Raw genomic sequence first — 20,106 nt, 5'->3', positions numbered from 1 at the left:
TCTGTCTAGCTGACATCTTTCGAATAATAATTCAATGCGGTTTGCCAGGCCCAGCCCTGTTTTGCCCAAAAGGCATTGCCGCTTTGGTTGTCAGCGAAGACTAACAAGCGGGCTTTGCTGATCTGCTGTTGTGCCAATTGTTGTTCAAGATGCTGTAAAAGTGCGGTGCCGATGCCTTTACCCTGAACGTTTTGTGCCACTGCCATATGGTAAATCGTAGCACGGCGCCCATCGTAGCCGCACATAATCACACCGAGCAGTTGCTCAGCTTGTACAGCGACAAAATTCAGTTCAGGATTGAAAGCAAGAAACGCGGCAATCGCTTGTTCGTTATCATCCACTGCGCTCATACCCATACCGGGGGTGTTGCGCCACAGTTCGGCAACTTGCGCATAATCATCGGCTTGCATTGGGCGGATGGTGAACACTGAAAGTGCGGTAGTCATTCGCTTATCACTCACTACTTAATGGCACTTTTGACCGCACTTTCGATAATGCCGCCACCGAGGCAAACTTCACCCTGATAAAACACCGCCGATTGCCCCGGTGTCACCGCAATTTGCGGCTGGTCGAACCGCACTTCTATCCTCTCATCATCAAGCGGCAGAATTTCACAGCCAATATCCTCTTGGCGATAACGGGTTTTGACTGTACAACGCAACACTTGGCGAATCGGTTCACGACTGACCCAATGCAATTGTTGTGCAAGAAGACCGCTGGACAATAATGCGGAATTATCCAAGCCTTGCGCCACGATTAGCGCATTGTTAACCAGGTCTTTCTCGACCACATACCACGCATTTTCGTCTTTGCCTTTCACTCCGCCAATCCGCAAGCCCTTACGCTGTCCGAGGGTATGATACATCAAGCCGTCATGCCGTCCGATCACGTCGCCTTCAAGGGTTCGGATTTCTCCCGGCTGTGCCGGCAGATAGCGTGCCAAAAAGTCTTTAAATTTACGTTCACCGATAAAACAAATTCCGGTCGAATCTTTTTTCTTGGCGGTGATCAGCCCCAGCTCTTCGGCAATTTGGCGCACCAGCGGCTTTTCCAATTCTCCGACCGGAAACAGACTTTGCGCCACTTGTTGATGGCTCAGGGTATACAAAAAATAGCTCTGATCCTTGTTGTTATCCAAACCACGCAGCAGTTGCACCTTAGCACCAACCGCACTTTGCCTGTTTTCGTCAAGCACCGAACGGCGCACATAGTGGCCGGTGGCAATATAATCCGCCCCTAGATCTTCGGCGGCATACTCCAGAAAGGCTTTGAATTTAATCTCTTTATTGCACAAAATATCCGGATTAGGCGTGCGCCCTGCCTTATATTCAGTTAAGAAATGCTCAAATACATTATCCCAATATTCGGCGGCAAAATTGATTTTGTGCAGTTGAATACCCAGTTTATCGCAAACGGCTTGCGCATCGGCTAAATCGGTTGCGGCGGTGCAATAATCACTGTCGTCGTCCTCTTCCCAGTTTTTCATAAACAGCCCTTCAACTTGGTAGCCTTGCTGCTGCAGAATATAGGCAGAAACGGAAGAGTCAACGCCGCCGGACATACCGACAATCACTTTTTTACCAGCGTTAAGCGTTTTTTGCGCATCGCTAAGCGGGTTTAATTTCTCAAAAGTTGCTGAGATTAAGCTCATTGAAAATCCAATTGTTTGACATAAAAGAATAGTTTAGGATTACCGAAAATCGGGCAGCAATCACTGACCTTCGATACGGCGACATTAGATAATGCGTTCCTGCTGTTGCAGCTTTTGCTGTCTGGCGGCTTCAGCGGCCATTTTGGCTTTGCGATTGTCACAAGGTTCCGGACAATCACACACTTTGTCCAAGCCTAAGCTGGCGATACCGCCACAACTGCCGTGAATCGATTTGCGCTTAACCCAATAACCAATCGACATCGCCAAAATAACCAAGACGAAAAAGCCAAAGGTAATCAAAAATAGTTTCATTCTCTCTCTTTCTCCTACTATTATTGCGCCAACATCGGTTTGAACGCTGATGACATTCTAATCTCAAAGCCATTATTTGTCTTGATAATCAGGTAAACCGCCAAATTATTTTTTTCGGCAATCTCTAGTGCTTTATCAGCACCGAGTACGAAAAGTCCGGTTGCCAAGCCGTCAGCGGTCATACAAGAAGGAGACAAAACTGTGATTGAAACCAAATTATGACCGATCGGCTTACCGGTTTTGGGATCGATCTCATGGGAGAAGCGCACCCCGTCCTGTTCGAAATAGTTGCGATAATCACCCGAAGTCGCCATCGCCATATTTTGTAACCCGATAATTTGCTGTACCGCTCTTGAACCGTCAAACTCCGGTTTTTCAATAGCGATTTGCCAGGCTTTCCCCTCTTTGTTCAAGCCCTTAGCCCGCACTTCACCACCAATTTCGACCATATATTGCTGGATATGCAGCGAATCTAAATAATCAGCCAATTGGTCGACACCGAAGCCCTTGGCAATCGCAGACAGATCAATATATAAGTTTGGTACGCTTTTACGCAGTTGATATTGCCCGTCTTGTTTATCCAAATGCAGCTTCTCAATCCCAACCCAGGCACGGCGATCTTGAATCTCTTGCTCTGTCGGTGCTTTATCCGGGCGGTTTTCCGGTCCGAATCCCCACAAATTAACCAATGGTCCGACCGTGATATCCAAGGCGCCCTCGGTCATTTGGTTTAAGCGAATCGCTTCTTCAACCACCTTACCAAATTCCGGCGCAATTGCAAACGGTGTATCCACTTGTTGTAATTGATTGAAGCGTGAAATTTCCGACTCTTTTTGGTAGGTCGACATTTGCCGATTCACTTCTTGCAAAGTGCGGTCTAGCGCCTTTTGTACCTCACCCGGTGACGGTAAATCCAATTTACTGTCCGCCAAATATTTGACATTATAAGTGGTGCCCATGGTTTTGCCACCAAAAACCACTTCTGTGCTTTTATCACCACAAGCAATCACACTGACGCTAATAAAAAAGGCTAGCCCGATACGGGCCAGCCAATAACTTACTTGTTTTAATAACATTTTTTCATTCCAAAATGGTTATCAACCGCCAAAGTCGTCTAAGAGGATGTTCTCATCTTCAACGCCCAAGTTTTTCAACATGCCGATTACGGCGGCATTCATCATCGGCGGTCCACACATATAGTATTCACAATCTTCCGGTGCTTCATGATTTTTCAGATAGTTTTCATACAATACGTTGTGGATAAAGCCGGTGTAGCCGTCCCAATTATCTTCCGGTAACGGATCAGACAAGGCCACATGCCATTTGAAGTTGTCATTTTCCGCTTGCAAACCGTCAAAATCTTCCACATAAAACATCTCACGTTTGGAGCGAGCGCCGTACCAATAGGTCATTTTACGTTTGGATTTCAAGCGTTTTAATTGATCAAAGATATGTGAACGCATCGGCGCCATACCGGCACCACCACCGACAAACACCATTTCGGCGTCAGTATCTTTGGCAAAGAATTCACCGAACGGTCCAGAGATGGTTACTTTATCACCCGCTTTCAATGACCAGATATAAGACGACATTTGTCCCGGCGGTGCATCAGGCTGTTTCGGTGGCGGCGTTGCGATCCGCACGTTCAACATGATGATCCCTTTCTCTTCTGGATAGGATGCCATTGAGTAAGCACGTGTGATCGGCTCATCCACTTTAGAAACATAGCGGAATAAATTGAATTTATCCCAATCTTCACGATACTCTTGCGGCACATCAAAGTCGCTGTATTTGACGGTATGCGGATCCGCTTCAATCTGAATATAACCACCAGCACGGAACGGCACTTCTTCGCCTTCCGGAATTGCCAATTTTAACTCTTTGATAAAGGTCGCTTTGTTGTCATTAGAAATAACGGTACATTCCCATTTTTTCACGCCGAAAATTTCCGGCTCGACTTCCACTTCCATGTCGGTTTTGACGTTAACCTGACACCCCAAACGCCAGCCTTCTTTGGCTTCTTTTTTGCTGATATGGGAAAGTTCGGTTGGCAAAATATCACCGCCGCCATGTAATACTTTTACCTTACATTGACCGCAAGAACCGCCGCCGCCGCAAGCAGAAGACAAGAAAATACCTTCGCTCGCCAATGCGCCTAACAACTTGCCGCCCGCAGGCAATTTAATCGCTTTGCTCGGATCTTCATTGATGCCGATAGTAATGTCACCGGAATTGACCAGCTTGGATTTGGCGAATAGAATTAACACCACCAATACCAGCACGATCACGGTAAACATTGCGATACCTAAAATGATTTCCATCTGCTATTCCTCTCTTTACAACTGAATGCCGGAGAATGACATAAAGCCAAGCGCCATCAAGCCTACCGTGATAAATGTTATTCCCAAGCCACGTAAACCTTTTGGCACATCGGAATATTTCATTTTTTCGGTCAACCCGGCTAAGGCAACGATGGCCAACATCCAACCAGTGCCCGCTCCGATACCGTAAACCACGGATTCAGCAAAATTATAATCACGTTGTACCATGAAGGACACGCCACCGAAAATCGCACAGTTTACAGTGATCAACGGCAGGAAAATCCCTAAGGCGTTATACAATGCCGGGAAATATTTATCTAAAATCATTTCCAGAATTTGTACCAAGGCCGCAATCACACCAATAAAGGTAATAAAGTTAAGGAAACTGAGGTCAACACCTTCAACCAAAGCACCGTCTTTTAAGATCAGGTTATACACCACGTTATTGGCCGGTACCGCAATGCCCAATACCACGATAACCGCAATGCCCAAACCAAAGGCTGTCGATACCTTTTTCGATACCGCCAGGAAAGTACACATGCCAAGGAAGAAAGCCAGTGCCATATTTTCGATAAAAATCGAACGCACAAAAAGACTGATATAGTGTTCCATGCTTATTTACTCTCCACTTGTTCCGGTTTGTAGGTTCTTAATAACCAGATAACGAAACCGATAATAAAGAATGCACTTGGCGCTAACAAGAATAGGCCATTCGGTTGATACCAGCCACCGTTGTTCACGGTTTCCATAATGGTCACACCGAACAATTTTCCGGATCCAATCAGTTCACGCAGAAATGCTACCACGATTAAAATCGCACCATAGCCTAAGCCATTACCGATTCCGTCAATAAAACTGTCTACCGGGCCTTCCTTCATCGCAAACGCTTCTGCACGTCCCATAACGATACAGTTGGTGATAATCAAACCGACGAATACCGAGAGCTGCTTGGAAATATCATAAGCGTAAGCCCGCAAAATTTGGTCAACTAAGATAACCAAAGAGGCAATAATCGCCATTTGCACGATAATCCGCACGCTGTTTGGAATAAAGTTGCGAATGCAAGAAATAAAGAAACTGGAAAACGCAGTAACGAATATTACCGCAATCGCCATCACCACTGCGGTTTCCAACTTGGTTGTCACCGCCAACGCAGAACAGATCCCGAGGATTTGCAATGCAATCGGGTTGTTATCCAAGATAGGGGATAACAATAAGCCCTTTCTACCTTTTAACTCAGCCATTGTTTAATACTCCTGTTCTTAATTTTTCCAAGAACGGACCGAAACCGTTTTTACCAAACCAGAATTTGAAACTAGCGTCGACGCCGTTCGCTGTTAGCGTAGCACCAGATAACGCATCGATTCCGTGTTCTTTATTGGCCGAACCGCCTTTGGCAACAAATAACGCTTCTTGTCCCTGGGCATCATAAATTTTCTTACCTGGGAATTGGGCTTGCCAGCCCGGATTTTCAATTTCACCGCCCAAGCCCGGCGTTTCACCGTGTTGATAATAGGTGATACCGTCAATCGTATTGCCGTCAGGTTGTACCGCCACAAAACCGTACATCACTGACCACAGCCCAGAGCCATAAATCGGTAACACGATTTTGTCCACATGTCCCTGATCATTTTTGACAAGATAAACCTCCGCCAAATTGGCACGGCGACGAATTTTGGCCAAGTCATCTTTGGCAGGTAGCGCAATGCTGGCTTGCGGATTTTTAACCGCAGCAGCTGCATCAAATCCTGCTTGTTCCGGTGCATATTCACCGCTATTTAGATCGACCAGACGCGGCTCAATATTTTTTGCATAGACTTCATTAATATTGATGCCCGGCTTCAACAAACCGGCCACGCTCAGGATATTTTTTTGTTTATCCAGTAATTTTTGCTTCTCTTGTGCCGGTTTTAAGCTCACTGCCGAGCCAGCAACAATAATAGAGCAGACCAAGCTGATCAAAAGGATCACCAGAATTGTGCCTGCAAAACTGTCTTTTTTAAACATTGCGAGCTCTCCTACGTTTGATATTTGCCTGAACGACCAAGTAGTCAAATAACGGCGCAAACAAATTAGCAAATAGAATCGCTAACATCATCCCTTCCGGGTAAGCCGGATTAACTACACGGATCAAGACGCACATTGCTCCGATTAAAATACCGTACCACCATTTGCCTTTATTGGTGAAAGAGGCTGACACCGGATCGGTTGCCATAAACAGCATCCCTAACGCAAAGCCACCCAACACTAAATGCCAATGCCAAGGCATCGCAAATAATGGGTTAGTCTCGGAACCGATCAGATTAAACAGCGTCGAAATCGCGATCATCCCAATCATTACGCCGGCAATAATCCGCCAAGACGCAATGCGGGCAAACACGATAATTGCAGCACCGATTAACAGTGCCAAGGTAGAGACTTCACCGATAGAGCCCGGAATATTACCTAAAAATGCGTCCATCCATTGAATCGGCTGACCGGTAACCACATGTTTCAGTCCCGCTTCTCCACCGTTTGCCCACTGTGAAAGTGCGGTTGCGCCAGAAAAACCGTCTGCTGCGACCCAAACTGCATCGCCGGAGATTTGTCCCGGATAAGCAAAAAACAGGAATGCACGTCCCGCTAATGCAGGGTTCATAAAGTTTTTACCCACACCGCCAAACACTTCTTTGGCAACAACAACCCCGAATGTAGCTGCCAAGGCGGCTTGCCATAACGGTAGCGTTGGTGGAACAATAAGTGCTAATAAAATTGAGGTGACAAAGAACCCTTCATTAATCTCATGGCGGCGAATTGTCGCAAATACCACTTCCCAGAAACCGCCCACCGCAAAAATAACTGCATAGATTGGTAAAAAGAAAATGGCACCCAACACAATTTTCGCCAGCACACCCGCACTTTGCGACAATATGCCAAGCATATCAGCCAGTGCAAAATGCCAGTCATTGGCAATATTTTGTGCGACATTTTGCGCAAAAACGTCTGGTGATGCCAAGCTGCCTAATGCCAACAATGATTGCGCACCGACGTTATACATTCCATAGAACATGGCAGGAAACAGTGCTAACCAAACCAATACCATCATGCGTTTCGAGTCGATCGCATCACGAACGTGCGAAGACTTGTGTGTCACCGTACCCGGCGTATATAAAAATGTAGCGGTGGCTTCATACAACGCATACCATTTTTCATATTTTCCGCCCGGCAAAAACGCAGGTTCGATTTTCTCTAAAAAATGTTTTAAACCCATTTTTAACCTTCCTTCTCGATCTTATCTAGCGCAGCACGCAAGATTGGACCATATTCATTTTTACCCGGACAGACAAAAGTACACAGCGCCAAATCTTCTTCATCAAGCTCCAAGCAACCTAAGGCTTGTGCACTGTCAGTGTCACCTGCGCTCAAATCACGCAATAGCAGAGTCGGGATAATATCCAACGGTACGACGCGTTCATATGAACCGATCGGCACCATTGCGCGGTGTCCACCGTGCAACGCTGAAGTAAAGTTAAATAATTTGTTGCCGAAATGCCCCAATACGGTACGGGTAACCGAAAACTTATTTGCACCCGGCATGATCCAGCCTAAGAACTCTTTTTCACGCCCTTCGGCAATCACCGAAACTTGTAACGCATAACGTCCCAAATAGTCATGCGGACCAACCGCAGTGGTACCACTCAGTACTGAGCCGGAAATTACACGGTTTTCACCGTCTTTCAATTGGTTGGCTGTTAATTGTGAAAGGTTGGCGCCCAAGCGAGTGCGTAACAATGTCGGATTCTTCACTTGTGGACCCGCTAGCGCAACCACTCGTTCCACATACAATTCTCCAGTGGTAAACAATTTACCAATTGCAATCACGTCTTGATAATTCAGATACCAAACTGATTTGGTGGCACTGACTGGGTCTAAAAAGTGAATATGTGTACCACTTAATCCGGCAGGATGCGGGCCGGCAAACTCTTCGATTTGCAGCTTCTCGATTTGTGGTGTATTAATCGATGAACCCGCTGCTTTGCACAGATACAGCTTGTTACTATTCAAACGACTCAACACCAACAAGCCATCTTGAAATGCTTGCTGATTTTCTTGAATAATCACTGTTGGATCAGCTGCTAATGGGTTGCTGTCCATGGCGTTGACAAAAATAGCTGCCGGGATGCTATCAACTGCAGGCGTTTTGCTGAACGGACGCATACGAAGTGCGGTCCACAGACCGGACTCCAGCAAATTTTGACGAACCTGTTCGTCACTTAACGACGACAGTTGCTGAGGCTCATAGCGGTTAAAGGTAACTTGTTCATTTCCTTCAATGCGAATCACCACTGATTGTAATACACGCTTAGCGCCACGATTAATTGCCGTCACGGTGCCACTTGCCGGTGCGGTAAATACCACACCTGGGTTTTTCTTATCAGAGAAAAGCACCTGACCTTTCTTGACAACATCCCCTTCGCGGACACTCATAGACGGACGCATACCCACATAATCTTCGCCAAGCACCGCAACGTCAGTAATGGCAGGGCCATTCTGGATTACCTGTGCCGGCTTCCCTGAAATTGGAAGATCCAAGCCTTTCTTAATTGTAATCATATTGTTAGCACTACTTTTAGTTAGGTTTACATCACGACTGCTACCGCAAGATCATCGCTGGCAACAGCCTCGTTTTGAGCAATGAATGGCGAAAAAGTTTTACCGTATCGCGACGAGGATCGCCGATAAAGACTTACCGCTCAAACATAAAAGTTAAAACTCAAATTCTGGTTCTCTCGAAAAGCTGTATTTGCTCCTTACATTCACAAAACAAGCTGTCTCGAGTGGTTAAATTTTTGATAATAGAAACGGCTTATTGTAACCAATTCACCCCCTATAATTCTACTTTAACCACGACTTTTTTTGATCTGAGTCCATTATTTTACTAAATTTGTTATCACAGTGTTACGAAATAACTACAAGGAGTTAATCACCATGTCCCATACAATTCGGTGATGGCAAGACTTGTTGCTGTTTTTCTCGCCATTCCGTTTCGTCATAGGCATGAATTGCCAAAGCGTGAATAGCATTGTTTTGTGGCTGGACGAGCTGATAGATTTTTTGATGACGAGCCACCGCCCGCAAGCCATTAAATGCCGCTGCGACCACAATCACTTTAAAATGCGAATTCGCCCCTTTACCGGAAGCGTGCATATGACTTTCATTAACCACGTCTAGATAGCTAGGCTGCAATGCCTGTTGCAAAAGTGCGGTAATCTGTTGCTGATCCATAAAAACTCCCACGTTCAAATAAAATGAATAAAATAGTGATTTTGTGGTCTAACGCTATACTTTGTTACGTTAGTTTGCAACAATAACCCTCAGATATTTTACAGACCCTAAGGAGATAAAATGAAACAAGCCTCATTAAAAACTTTTTCATATGCCTTACTTTTAGGCGGTGCGGTATTACTGACCGGCTGTCAAACCCAAAGCAACAATGTATTGACATTTACGCCACCGGCACCCACCGCACAATTTAATACTGCCAATCAGCGGGTTGTTGTCAACGTTGTCAGCCAAGATCAGCGCAACACGGCTACCATTGCCAGTTATACTGAAAGCGGCAGCATGAAGCATTTAACCTCAAGTCCTGAAGTGTCACAACTGTTTCAACAAGTGGTACAACAAGGCTTAAACAGCAAAGGATTTCGGATTGCCAGCGGCGCTAACTCGAACAGCAACGTAGTGGTTCGAATCACTGACTTCAATGCGCAAGTAACCGAAGGCAATCTGAAATATAAAATCGACAGCAAAGTGAATATGGTGGTCGAAGTACAAGGCGCAAAAGGCACCTTCTCGAAAAGCTTCGGCGCCACCAACTCGCAAGAGGGGGTATTCGGTGTAAATAATGAAGGTATCCAAAAAATCATCAACAAATCATTCCAAGATGTCGTGACCAAGTTCTATAACGACAATGAAATCAGCAATGCGTTGCTGAGTTTAAGCCAGTAATTCAAAGTCCCAGCTAAAACCGCACTTCAAAAGTGCGGTTTTTTTAACACCTAAATTCAGACAACAAAAAAACCCGCTGAGTAGACTCAACGGGTTATGAATAATGGCTCCTCCTGCTGGACTTGAACCAGCGACATACGGATTAACAGTCCGCCGTTCTACCGACTGAACTAAGGAGGAAAAGTGGTGCCTCGAGGCGGAATCGAACCACCGACACGGGGATTTTCAATCCCCTGCTCTACCGACTGAGCTATCGAGGCAACTCATCAGTGGTGCGTATTAAACGTTTTTTTGAGTTTCAAGTCAACCTCTATTTTAAAAAAACTTTCATTGCCCCACTCGTTTGCACGCTTTATGTGCAAAGCGTCTGTTTTTAATCCGAAAATTGTTTATTAATTCGCTCGCACCCGATATTTTTTCTGTGCCGAATCAACCTTCACCAGATAATTTCTTGCCTGTGAAGACGGATGCTTGGTGGTCAAAGTGCGGTATACTTGCTCAGGCAGTAAGCGGTTGATTTTTTCCACCGCCATGGTTTTATCCTGATCGAACACGCGCAACACCGCTCCTGCACCGCTGTTGTAGGCGGAAATCATGGCATAACGTTTCGACGACGGATCGGTGATACCTGCCAAATAGCTGTTTTGCAGAATTGATAAATAAGCAACCCCCGCATCAATATTTTGGTGCGGATCAAACAAATACTCTTTATTAGGCTGCCCCTCTCGGTTTTTCACAATTTTAAACACATCACGCCCAGCAGTGTGCGGCACTACCTGCATTAAGCCCATTGCGTTGGCATAACTAATGGCATAAGGGTTAAAACTGGATTCTGTTTGCATGATCGCCAAAATCAAGCTTTCATCAATATTATAGTGGCGTGCTGCACGACGCACAAAAGGCACATATTTTTGCGCCCGCACATTAACATGGTTGGCAATCATCGGAATCGTAACATATTCTACCAGCTGTCCGTTGCCCAAACGGCGGGTTTGCAAACTGTTTTGCAGCAAATAATTGGCAAATTGATTAGCGCTATCCAAATTATTAATCGTAGCCCCTCGATGATCAACCACCTGCCCCGCCAAGAACGGGCGCGAGCTGATTGGCGCATCACCGTCAGCAAACAGATCGATGCCGTTAGCATCAGAGCCCATCATCAACGTATGCACGATTGATTTTTTTAAACGGTAGGCATCCATTCCCTGGGTTTCAATTGTAATTTTGCCTTCATCAAAGCTGATATGGCTACGGGTATTGTATTGGTCGGTATATTTAACGTAGTCCTTACGACTCGCCACCAACAGCTCATTCACGCCCCACTTACGGTCAATATTATGCGAAAACTGCCCGGTCAGGATATCCAAACCACGCAGATCTTTGGCAAATGCATCATCATAATCAATCCCGTTGCTTTTCTTCGAGGACGAACCACAAGCCACCAACAACGGAATCAGCAGCACCAGTAAATATTTTTTCATAGCTAAACCCTAACTTATGCGCTGATTATTGGCTTGGCGGAACATAGCCTTCGATATGCACGTCTTTACCTTCAAACAGGAAATTCACCATTTCGCTTTCCAGTAGTTGACGATGTTCGGCATTCATCATATTCAGTTTTTTCTCGTTCACCAGCATGGTCTGCTTTTTCATCCATTCGCCCCAAGCCTGTTTGCTGATCGAATCAAAAATACGCTTGCCCAAGTCGCCCGGATAGAGTTGAAAATCCAGTCCGTCGGCTTCGTGTTTCAAATATTCACAATAAACTGTTCGTGCCATTTGCTAGTCCTTTTTACGTTAAATCGTTTATTAGACAGACTAATGCTGCTTTGGTTGCATTGCCTGTAATTGTAATAATAAATTTTTCATTGGCGTCGCCAACCCAATTTTGGGCGGTGTTTGAAAATTATACCAATAATTGTGTGGTTCGGGTATCTCCGCACCATACTCCACGCTGATTTCCGCCACTTTTTCTGCAAAATGTTGCGGCTGACCGCACTTTTGACTGCTGTTCAGGCTTTTTTCTGCATACACAGGCACAATATCCAGATGAAAGTGGCTGAAGGTATGTCGAAATGCCACCCACTGTTGATACTGTTCAATATTATACTGTTGTAAATAATCCAAAAGTGCGGTTTTGCTGTCGAACTGCGGGAAGCAATACAAGCCGCCCCACAGCCCTTGCGGCGGGCGCCGTCGTAGCAACACTTGCTCGCCGTCTGCCAAAATCAAAAAGTAAGCCTGCTTTTCCGGCAACGCTTTCTTGGCTTTTTTACCGGGGTAAGCCTGCCAATTCTGCTGCTGATTCGCTTGACACTCGCTTTGCAGTGGGCACAGACCGCACTTGGGTTTGCTGCGCGTGCAAACCATTGCGCCAAGATCCATCATCGCCTGATTAAAATCGGCAACTTGTTGGTTCGGTGTGACCTGTTCGCTATGCCGCCACAACTGATCACTGACCTTTTTATCGCCGCTCCAACCGTCAACCGCAAAATAGCGCGCCAATACCCGTTTCACATTGCCATCCAAAATCGGATAGGGCGCATTTAATACGGAGGATAAAATCGCCCCTGCCGTGCTTCTGCCCACCCCCGGCAACGCCAAAACCTGTTCAAACTCAGTAGGAAATTGCCCTTGATACTGATCGCGGATTAACTGCGCTGTTTTATGCAAATTTCTGGCTCTGGCGTAATAGCCCAACCCGGTCCACAGATGCAACACCTCGTCAATCGGCGCCTGCGCCAGCGCCGTCACTGTCGGGAATGTTGCGATAAACCGTTCAAAATAGGGAATGACGGTAGCGACTTGGGTTTGCTGCAACATCACTTCCGACAACCAGACTTGGTATAAGGTTTTATTGCGCTGCCACGGTAAATCTTTGCGTCCGTATTGGCGATACCAGTCGAGCACCGCACGGGCAAAAGGCGTATGAATTGAAGATTGGGCTAACATAACGTCTCTATTGTGAATCAAAAACCGCACTTTACCGCAAGTGCGGTCGGGACGCTATGAAAAATCACACTTTCTTCATGCTGTATTTTTGCTAGAATGACATTTTTGACTTAACCTGAGATTTAGGCATGAACTTCTCGCCAACCAGCCACAACCCACGCTTCACTCTGATTATCCTTGCTGCCGCCTCAATTTTAATGATCACCATGGGCATGCGCATGGCATTGGGATTGTTCGTGCAGCCGATTCATCAAGAAACCGCACTGAGTATTACCAGTATCAGTTTTGCCATGGCGGTCACGCAATTGATGTGGGGCGTAGCACAGCCGGTTACCGGTGCACTTGCGGATCGTTACAGCGCATGGCCTGTTTTACTGTGGGGCACGCTGCTGTTAGCAGCCGGATTCGCCCTTACACCGCTGTTTCCGTCAACCCTCGGTTTAACCTTTACTATGGGAATTATGCTCGCTTTTGGTGCCGGGGCTGGCAGTTTTTCGATTTTAATCAGTCAGGTTTCCAATAAACTACCACAAAAAATACGGGGTGTGGCTTCGGGAATAGTCAATGCCGGTGGTTCGTTCGGGCAATTTCTGTTTGCACCGTTGGTGCAAGGTTTGATTATTATTCCTGCCTTCGGCTGGCAAGGGGCGATGTATACGCTGGCGATTATCAGTCTGATCTGTTTGCCGATTGCCCGTTGGCTATCGCGCGACGATACCACCATAAAAAATACGCCAAATGCGGTCAGCACGCCCGAACAAAGTTTAAAACAAGCGGTGCTCGCCTCGTTTAAAGATCGCAGCTACATTTTGTTGCATCTTGGTTTTTTCACCTGTGGCTTTCATATCGCATTTTTGGTAACCCATTTGCCGACTGAAGTATCGCTCAGCAAATTATCAGCCGACGTTGCTTCATGGTCACTGGCGATTATCGGGCTGTCTAATGTAGTCGGCAGCTTGGTGGTCGGCTGGTTAGTCGGATATTACCGCAGCAAATATATTCTGTTTTGGATGTACGCCTCGCGTGCCGCGCTAATCGGTATTTATCTGATAGCGCCAAGCAGCCCGATGACGTTTTATCTGTTTGCCATCGGCTTAGGACTAACATGGCTTGCCACCGTACCGCCAACTGCGGCAACCGTCGGCAAACTATTCGGGGTGCGCTATTTGGCAACCCTGTTTGGTTTAACCTTGTTGTCGCACCAAGTCGGTGGCTTTTTCGGTGCGTATTTGGGCGGCCTCGCCATCACCATTTACGGTGATTACAGCTGGATGTGGTATGCCGATATGATCTTAGCCGCTCTTGCCGCCGTGCTGAATTTACCAATTCGCGAAGAAAAAATGGTGCGTGCCTAAATCGTTATTTATCACACACCTTACCCAGATGGCTCACTGATTGGATAACTTCACCGCCATTCGGTTGCTGTAAGCCTTTCAGAATGCCGCAACTTTCATTATTGTGAATGTCATGACATTGACTGCGTAATTCGCTCAACTGCTTTTTTAAGAATTGCAACTCACGAATCCGTGCTTTGACATGCAATAAATGTTGATCAATCAAATCATTAATCGAGGCGCAACTGGCGTTGGGGTCGGCTTTGGCTTGCAGCAGTTCGCGGATTTCATCCTGTGTCATTTCCAACGCACGGCAACGGCGGATAAACACCAAACGCTCTAAATGCGCCGTGCCGTATTCACGGTAATTATTCATCAGATTGCGTTGCGCTTGCGGCATCAAACCTTCCCGTTCGTAATAACGAATGGTTTCTACCGGGCAACCGGTTTGTTTGGCTAAATCACCGATTTTCATTTTTTTCCTTCTCCTGCTTGACCCTGTAGCAACTACAGGGTGTTTAATATAGCATAACAGAACATTTTTATAGAGGAAAAAGATGATGGCTAACTGCTGTTCACATCAACATAATCCGTCACAAACGCAACCGCACTTTGAGCAATTGGCACAAAGTAAAACAGTGGCAAACGGAGTACAAACCGCCATTCGCATTCAACAAATGGATTGTCCGACCGAAGAAGGGATGATCCGTAAAAAGTTCGCCACCATGAACGAAGTGCAAGCGTTGGAATTCAACTTAATCCAGCGTGTGTTGACCGTTACCCATGGCAAACAGGATCTGCCAAAAATATTGGAAGCGATTCGCTCGCTCGGCTTTGAGCCTGAATTGCCTGAAGCAGACGGCAAACTGGCGAAAACCGAAGCTCCACAAAAACCGCTGTTGCCATCGGTGATTGCAGGTGTGCTGGCGTTGGGGTCAGAAGCGGTGACTTGGTTTGGCTTGCCGCATTGGTCTGGGGCAATCTTAGCGGTGGCGGCGGTGCTGTTGTGCGGCATCGAAACCTACAAAAAAGGCTGGCTGTCGATTCGTACCGGCAGTTTGAACATCAATGCGTTGATGAGCATTGCCGTCACTGGGGGCTTACTCATCGGGCAATGGCCGGAAGCGGCGATGGTGATGGTGCTGTTTACCTTGGCGGAGGTGATTGAAGCAAAATCGCTTGATCGTGCACGCAATGCGATTGCCGAACTGATGGCGCTCGCCCCAGAAACCGCTACCGTGCAACAGCCTGACGGCTCGTGGCAGGAAGTGGCAGCGGACAGCGTCAGCGTGGGCGATGTGGTGCGTGTCAAACCGGGAGAGCGGATCGCCCTTGACGGCAACATCAGCCAAGGGCAAAGTGCGGTCAATCAAGCCCCGATTACTGGCGAAAGTTTGCCCGTGGATAAAGGCGTGGGCGATCAAGTATTCGCCGGCACGATTAACCAAAGCGGTTCATTTGAATATCAAGTCACCGCTGCGGCAAGCCACTCAACACTGGCACGCATTATTCATGCAGTGGAAGAAGCCCAAGGGGTGAAAGCACCGACCCAGCGGTTTGTGGATAAATTCGCCCAAATTTACACCCCTGCGGTGTTGGTGATTGCATTGTTGATTGCGGTCATTCCGCCGCTATTTATGGCAGGTGCATGGTTTGATTGGATTTACAAAGCCTTGGTGTTATTGGTGATTGCTTGTCCTTGTGCCTTGGTGATCTCTACCCCTGTGACGGTGGTGAGTGGGCTTGCCGCTGCTGCGCGCAAAGGGATTTTGATTAAAGGCGGAGTGTATTTAGAACAAGGGCGGTTATTAACCACCTTGGCGCTCGATAAAACAGGCACGCTGACCCATGGTAAGCCAGTACAGACCAATATGACCGCACTTGCTACTATGCCTTTGGCAGAAGCACAATCACTTGCTGTCAGCCTTGCCGCTCGTTCTGATCACCCTGTTTCGCAAGCGATTGCGACAGCAAATCCAGAGAATAGCAACGTGAAAAGCGTGGAAAACTTCACCGCACTTTTGGGGCGTGGTGTACAGGGGCAAATTGACGGCACGGAATATATACTGGGCAATATTCGCTTAATTGAAGAACGCAAGCAAGCCACAAGTGAATTACAAAGTCAAATCGAGCAACTGGAAAAACAAGGCAAAACCGTAGTGGTATTAGCGGATAACCACCAAGTGCTAGCCCTGTTTGCCGTTGCCGATACGGTGAAAGAGAGCAGCCGCCAAGCCATTGCCGAGCTGCACCAGTTAGGGGTGAAAACCTTGATGCTGACAGGTGACAATCAGCACACCGCCAATGCGATTGCGGCACAAGTGGGCATTGATGAAGCCCTTGGCAACCAACTGCCGCAAGATAAGCTCAACACTGTGCAAAGTGCGGTTGAAAATCAAACCAAATCACAAAAAATCGGCATGGTCGGCGACGGTATCAACGATGCGCCGGCGCTGGCCCGTGCCGATATCGGCTTCGCCATGGGAGCGATGGGAACGGACACTGCGATTGAAACCGCAGATGTGGCATTGATGGACGATGACTTAGGCAAAATCCCTGAATTTATCTATTTATCCAAAAACGCCCACGCGATTTTAATGCAAAACATCAGCTTCGCCTTGCTAGTCAAAGCCGTGTTCCTTGCCTTGACCTTAGGCGGTATCGGCACCATGTGGATGGCGGTACTTGCCGATGTGGGGGCGAGTTTGTTGGTGGTGGGGAATGGTTTACGTTTGCTGCGGAAATAATCCTCTATTTAAATCTGAATAAAACCAACCGCACTTTGCTCAATAGCCATTAAAAAAGTAAAGTGCGGTTGAACTGGTAAAAATAATGCACGGCTGAATGACGAATGAAATTTAGATTAAGCACAAATTTTATCCTTATAAAGGGATATATTTGACTTTATCCGCTTTGAAGGGTATTTTATAAAATATCTGTTAAAGAGGATAAAATTATGGCTATCACTACTGCAAAAATGCTGGCGCACGCCTTAAAAGAGTTCCGCTATCAAAATAAGTTATCGCAGTCTCAAGTTGCCTTACTTGCCGGTGTGAAGCAAGCGACGGTTTCAGCCTTCGAAAACCAGCCGGAACGCAGCAAAGTGGATACTTTGTTTAATTTGCTATCAGCGTTAGAGCTGGAAATCACGCTTTCACCGCGCAATAAAACCACAATCCCGGCAAACAACCAAGTCCAAGAACCCACGCCTGATTTTGATGATGAGGATTGGTGATGAATCGTTTGATGATTGCCATGAACGGTATTGAAGTCGGGCTGTGGACAAAAAACAGCGACGGTGCCAGCCAATTTCAATACGAATCAACTTGGTTAAACCACACCAAAGCACGTCCGATTTCGTTATCGCTGCCATTATCGGAAAAAGTTTATAAAGGCAGTGTTGTTTATAATTTTTTCGATAATTTACTGCCTGATAATGAGCAAATTCGCTCGCGCATTCAGCAACGTTTTCATGTTGCTACCAAACATCCATTTGATTTATTAAGTGCGATTGGGCACGACTGCGTGGGCGCCATTCAACTTTATCCTCAAGGGAAACATCCTTATTCAGTCAAAAGAATTGAAGCCGTACCGTTAGGTGAAACCGACATTGCCGCATTATTGAAGAACTATCAGTTTTCACCACTGGGAATGGATAATCCACAGCAAGATTTTCGGATTTCCCTTGCCGGTGCACAGGAGAAAACCGCACTTTTATACCATAACAAGCAATGGTGCAAACCGCTCAACACCACCCCGACCAGCCATATTCTGAAACTGCCGATTGGCGTTGTCGGACAGGGGCAGCTTGATTTATCCGACAGCTGCGAAAATGAATGGCTTTGTTTGCAATTGTTAAAAGCCTTTGGTTTGCCTGCTGCAAATGCAGAAATTCTCCATTTTGGTGACTGCAAAGTTTTATCCGTCGAACGTTTTGATCGCCGTTGGGCTGCTTCAGGCCGCTGGCTGGTGCGTTTGCCGCAGGAGGATCTATGCCAAGCGTTGGCGATTGCGCCTGCGTTAAAATATGAAGCAGACGGCGGACCCAGTATTTTATCCATTCTCGCGCTGCTAAAGGGATCGACAGACAGCCTTGACGATCGGCTACACTTTTTTAAAGCCCAAATTATTTTCTGGCTGATGGCGGCAATTGACGGACACGCTAAAAACTACAGTCTGTTTTTGGAAAAAGATAACCGCTACCGTTTAACGCCGTTCTATGATGTGATCTCTGCTTTTCCTTTGTTGAAACCACAAGGCTTGCAACGGCAAAAAATCAAAATGGCGATGGCGTGGCACGGAAAAAATAAACACTATTTATGGGATAAAATCCAAATCCGCCATTTTATTGAAACCGGTAGGTTAGCAGGTTTGCGTCAACAGTTGGTTGAAGAAATACTACATCAGGTCGCAACTGATTATCAAAGTGCGGTTGAACAATGTCAGCAGCAGCTGCCGAAAAATTTTCCACCAAAGATTGCCGAACCAATTTTAGAAGGTGTTTGGCAGCAAGGAAAGCGGTTGAAAGGGTAGAGAAACCGCACTTTGGAAGTGCGGTTTGAAATTAAGGGCTGTTGATCTTTTGTGTTTATAAATCAAGCAAAAAGAGTGTAATTTTATCCGACAGCGACCTATGGTCGCAATCGGTTAAGCATTGATGAGAGGCTTTGCCTCTCTGAAGCAGCCGCAAAGCGGCTGATCTATGCGTAACCTAGTACGGCTTTGCCGTGCTAGGCTAAAAGGATTAGTTTTAGCTCAAATAATATACTTAAAAGATCAACAGACCCTAGGATAGTTCCGTTATTAAATTAGTTCGGTACACGCTCAGTTTCTTTAGTGCTGAACACACCTTTCCACTGTTTATTCGCATCGCCGGATTCAGCATCGCCGACAATATATTTTCCACCGTCAAGGAACTGACCGTTTAACGATCCTCTCTCAGTAATCACCGTGGAAGTGTGGTTGTTTCTCACCGGTGTTACAATCATCTGAAAATCTCCGTTCAACTCTCCAGATAATTGCAATCCCAGATCAATCCCTTTGCCGGTATCTCTGATATTACCTGCCATAGTCTTCGCCGCAGGGTTATAGCTGAGGGAAATATTCGCTTGATTAACTTGGTCAGTATCCGCCAAATAGTGGAAATCACCACCATAGGTGACGGTTCCTTGATAACCATTCAATGTCGGCGCAGTAGCATCTTTTTTGCTTTCATCAAATGCATACATCAGATCCACTGTACGTTTTTGACCACTATCTTGCCCCACAACACCACTGTCAGGGGTAAATGTAGATACATAACCGTAATAGCCTAAATTAGCATTGCTGCTATCGATTAAATCTAATTTCATATCGCCAATTTGCAATGAGCTACCTTGTGCGACTGCTGTAAATTCATCACCTTGTTGCTTAACCTGGTAGCCAGAGGCTTCTCCGTTCCAAGCATTTTTCCCATCTTGTGAAATCACATAGCCTTGATGTTCAACCGCTGGTGGTGCTGCCGGTTCAGCTGGCTGCGGTGCTGCTGGTTCAGCTGGCTGTGGTGCTG

Annotated in this window: 21 protein-coding genes and 2 tRNA genes; 5 read left to right on the top strand and 18 right to left on the bottom strand. The window is 46.4% G+C overall.

Going from position 1 to position 20,106, the window contains the following annotated elements:
* Positions 1-5 precede the first annotated feature (5 nt).
* The 11 genes from FHQ23_RS06355 to FHQ23_RS06305 all read right to left on the bottom strand — a co-directional run bounded on the left by FHQ23_RS06355 (position 6) and on the right by FHQ23_RS06305 (position 9,549).
* The gene (locus FHQ23_RS06355) at positions 6-461 is read right to left on the bottom strand and encodes a GNAT family N-acetyltransferase (protein WP_139613567.1); all 456 of its coding nucleotides are present in this window, start codon (positions 459-461) and stop codon (positions 6-8) included.
* Positions 461-1,651 carry a tRNA 2-thiouridine(34) synthase MnmA gene (mnmA, locus tag FHQ23_RS06350; RefSeq protein WP_139613566.1) on the bottom strand — a complete coding sequence of 397 codons (1,191 nt, stop codon included), beginning with the start codon at positions 1,649-1,651 and terminating at the stop codon, positions 461-463. The genes FHQ23_RS06355 and mnmA overlap by 1 nt, the downstream gene beginning before the upstream one ends.
* A gap of 84 nt (positions 1,652-1,735) precedes the next feature.
* Positions 1,736-1,963, bottom strand: coding sequence for a (Na+)-NQR maturation NqrM (nqrM, locus tag FHQ23_RS06345; RefSeq protein WP_139613565.1), 228 nt, complete (start codon positions 1,961-1,963; stop codon positions 1,736-1,738).
* 20 nt (positions 1,964-1,983) lie between these two features.
* A complete protein-coding gene (locus tag FHQ23_RS06340) occupies positions 1,984-3,039 on the bottom strand; it encodes an FAD:protein FMN transferase (RefSeq protein ID WP_139613564.1) in 1,056 nt (351 codons plus the stop codon).
* A 21-nt stretch (positions 3,040-3,060) separates the two neighbouring features.
* Positions 3,061-4,284 (bottom strand): NADH:ubiquinone reductase (Na(+)-transporting) subunit F, encoded by a 1,224-nt coding sequence (gene nqrF, locus FHQ23_RS06335; protein ID WP_139613563.1) that lies wholly within the window; start codon positions 4,282-4,284, stop codon positions 3,061-3,063.
* Positions 4,285-4,299: 15 nt separating this feature from the next.
* Positions 4,300-4,896, bottom strand: a complete 597-nt coding sequence (gene nqrE, locus FHQ23_RS06330) for an NADH:ubiquinone reductase (Na(+)-transporting) subunit E (protein WP_132967754.1) — start codon at positions 4,894-4,896, stop codon at positions 4,300-4,302.
* A 2-nt stretch (positions 4,897-4,898) separates the two neighbouring features.
* Positions 4,899-5,528 carry an NADH:ubiquinone reductase (Na(+)-transporting) subunit D gene (locus tag FHQ23_RS06325; RefSeq protein WP_139613562.1) on the bottom strand — a complete coding sequence of 210 codons (630 nt, stop codon included), beginning with the start codon at positions 5,526-5,528 and terminating at the stop codon, positions 4,899-4,901.
* Positions 5,521-6,291 (bottom strand): Na(+)-translocating NADH-quinone reductase subunit C, encoded by a 771-nt coding sequence (locus FHQ23_RS06320; RefSeq protein WP_139613561.1) that lies wholly within the window; start codon positions 6,289-6,291, stop codon positions 5,521-5,523. Before FHQ23_RS06320 ends, FHQ23_RS06325 begins: the two co-directional genes overlap by 8 nt.
* Positions 6,284-7,534, bottom strand: coding sequence for an NADH:ubiquinone reductase (Na(+)-transporting) subunit B (locus FHQ23_RS06315; RefSeq protein WP_139613560.1), 1,251 nt, complete (start codon positions 7,532-7,534; stop codon positions 6,284-6,286). Before FHQ23_RS06315 ends, FHQ23_RS06320 begins: the two co-directional genes overlap by 8 nt.
* 2 nt (positions 7,535-7,536) lie before the next feature.
* A complete protein-coding gene (locus tag FHQ23_RS06310; protein ID WP_139613559.1) occupies positions 7,537-8,877 on the bottom strand; it encodes a Na(+)-translocating NADH-quinone reductase subunit A in 1,341 nt (446 codons plus the stop codon).
* 366 nt (positions 8,878-9,243) lie between these two features.
* Complete coding sequence (locus FHQ23_RS06305; protein ID WP_139613558.1) at positions 9,244-9,549, bottom strand: BolA family protein; 306 nt, start codon at positions 9,547-9,549, stop codon at positions 9,244-9,246.
* 120 nt (positions 9,550-9,669) lie between these two features.
* Between FHQ23_RS06305 and FHQ23_RS06300 the strand changes: the two genes are divergently transcribed.
* Positions 9,670-10,272 carry a YajG family lipoprotein gene (locus FHQ23_RS06300; RefSeq protein WP_139613557.1) on the top strand — a complete coding sequence of 201 codons (603 nt, stop codon included), beginning with the start codon at positions 9,670-9,672 and terminating at the stop codon, positions 10,270-10,272.
* 104 nt (positions 10,273-10,376) lie between these two features.
* Here FHQ23_RS06300 and FHQ23_RS06295 read toward each other — a convergent pair.
* From FHQ23_RS06295 to mutY, 5 genes are all read right to left on the bottom strand, one after another.
* Positions 10,377-10,452 (bottom strand) — tRNA-Asn (locus FHQ23_RS06295).
* A gap of 4 nt (positions 10,453-10,456) precedes the next feature.
* Positions 10,457-10,532, bottom strand: a tRNA-Phe gene (locus FHQ23_RS06290).
* 132 nt (positions 10,533-10,664) lie between these two features.
* Entirely contained in the window at positions 10,665-11,753 is a 1,089-nt protein-coding gene (mltC, locus tag FHQ23_RS06285) for a membrane-bound lytic murein transglycosylase MltC (protein WP_139613556.1), read from the bottom strand.
* A 25-nt stretch (positions 11,754-11,778) separates the two neighbouring features.
* The gene (locus FHQ23_RS06280) at positions 11,779-12,051 is read right to left on the bottom strand and encodes an oxidative damage protection protein (RefSeq protein WP_139613555.1); all 273 of its coding nucleotides are present in this window, start codon (positions 12,049-12,051) and stop codon (positions 11,779-11,781) included.
* Positions 12,052-12,090: 39 nt separating this feature from the next.
* The gene (mutY, locus tag FHQ23_RS06275) at positions 12,091-13,224 is read right to left on the bottom strand and encodes an A/G-specific adenine glycosylase (RefSeq protein WP_139613554.1); all 1,134 of its coding nucleotides are present in this window, start codon (positions 13,222-13,224) and stop codon (positions 12,091-12,093) included.
* 128 nt (positions 13,225-13,352) lie between these two features.
* Between mutY and FHQ23_RS06270 the strand changes: the two genes are divergently transcribed.
* Positions 13,353-14,579 (top strand): MFS transporter, encoded by a 1,227-nt coding sequence (locus FHQ23_RS06270; protein ID WP_139613553.1) that lies wholly within the window; start codon positions 13,353-13,355, stop codon positions 14,577-14,579.
* Between the two features lie 4 nt (positions 14,580-14,583).
* On the opposite strand, the gene cadR is transcribed toward FHQ23_RS06270, so the two are convergent.
* Positions 14,584-15,033 carry a Cd(II)/Pb(II)-responsive transcriptional regulator gene (gene cadR / locus FHQ23_RS06265; RefSeq protein WP_139613552.1) on the bottom strand — a complete coding sequence of 150 codons (450 nt, stop codon included), beginning with the start codon at positions 15,031-15,033 and terminating at the stop codon, positions 14,584-14,586.
* Between the two features lie 82 nt (positions 15,034-15,115).
* On the opposite strand from cadR, the gene FHQ23_RS06260 reads away from it, so the two are divergent.
* From FHQ23_RS06260 to FHQ23_RS06250, 3 genes are all read left to right on the top strand, one after another.
* Entirely contained in the window at positions 15,116-17,305 is a 2,190-nt protein-coding gene (locus tag FHQ23_RS06260; RefSeq protein WP_139613551.1) for a heavy metal translocating P-type ATPase, read from the top strand.
* Between the two features lie 209 nt (positions 17,306-17,514).
* Positions 17,515-17,793 carry a helix-turn-helix domain-containing protein gene (locus FHQ23_RS06255; RefSeq protein WP_139610205.1) on the top strand — a complete coding sequence of 93 codons (279 nt, stop codon included), beginning with the start codon at positions 17,515-17,517 and terminating at the stop codon, positions 17,791-17,793.
* Entirely contained in the window at positions 17,793-19,091 is a 1,299-nt protein-coding gene (locus FHQ23_RS06250; protein ID WP_139613550.1) for a type II toxin-antitoxin system HipA family toxin, read from the top strand. The genes FHQ23_RS06255 and FHQ23_RS06250 overlap by 1 nt, the downstream gene beginning before the upstream one ends.
* Before the next feature lie 275 nt (positions 19,092-19,366).
* On the opposite strand, the gene FHQ23_RS12370 is transcribed toward FHQ23_RS06250, so the two are convergent.
* On the bottom strand, positions 19,367-20,106 hold a 740-nt coding region (locus FHQ23_RS12370), incomplete at its 5' end, for a hypothetical protein (protein ID WP_176552269.1).

It is taken from the genome of Testudinibacter crocodili, assembly GCF_006228025.1.
In the GTDB taxonomy this organism is placed as follows: Bacteria; Pseudomonadota; Gammaproteobacteria; order Enterobacterales; family Pasteurellaceae; genus Chelonobacter.
Note: the sequence above shows the minus strand (reverse complement) of the source record. Positions and strands in the feature narration are given on the sequence as shown.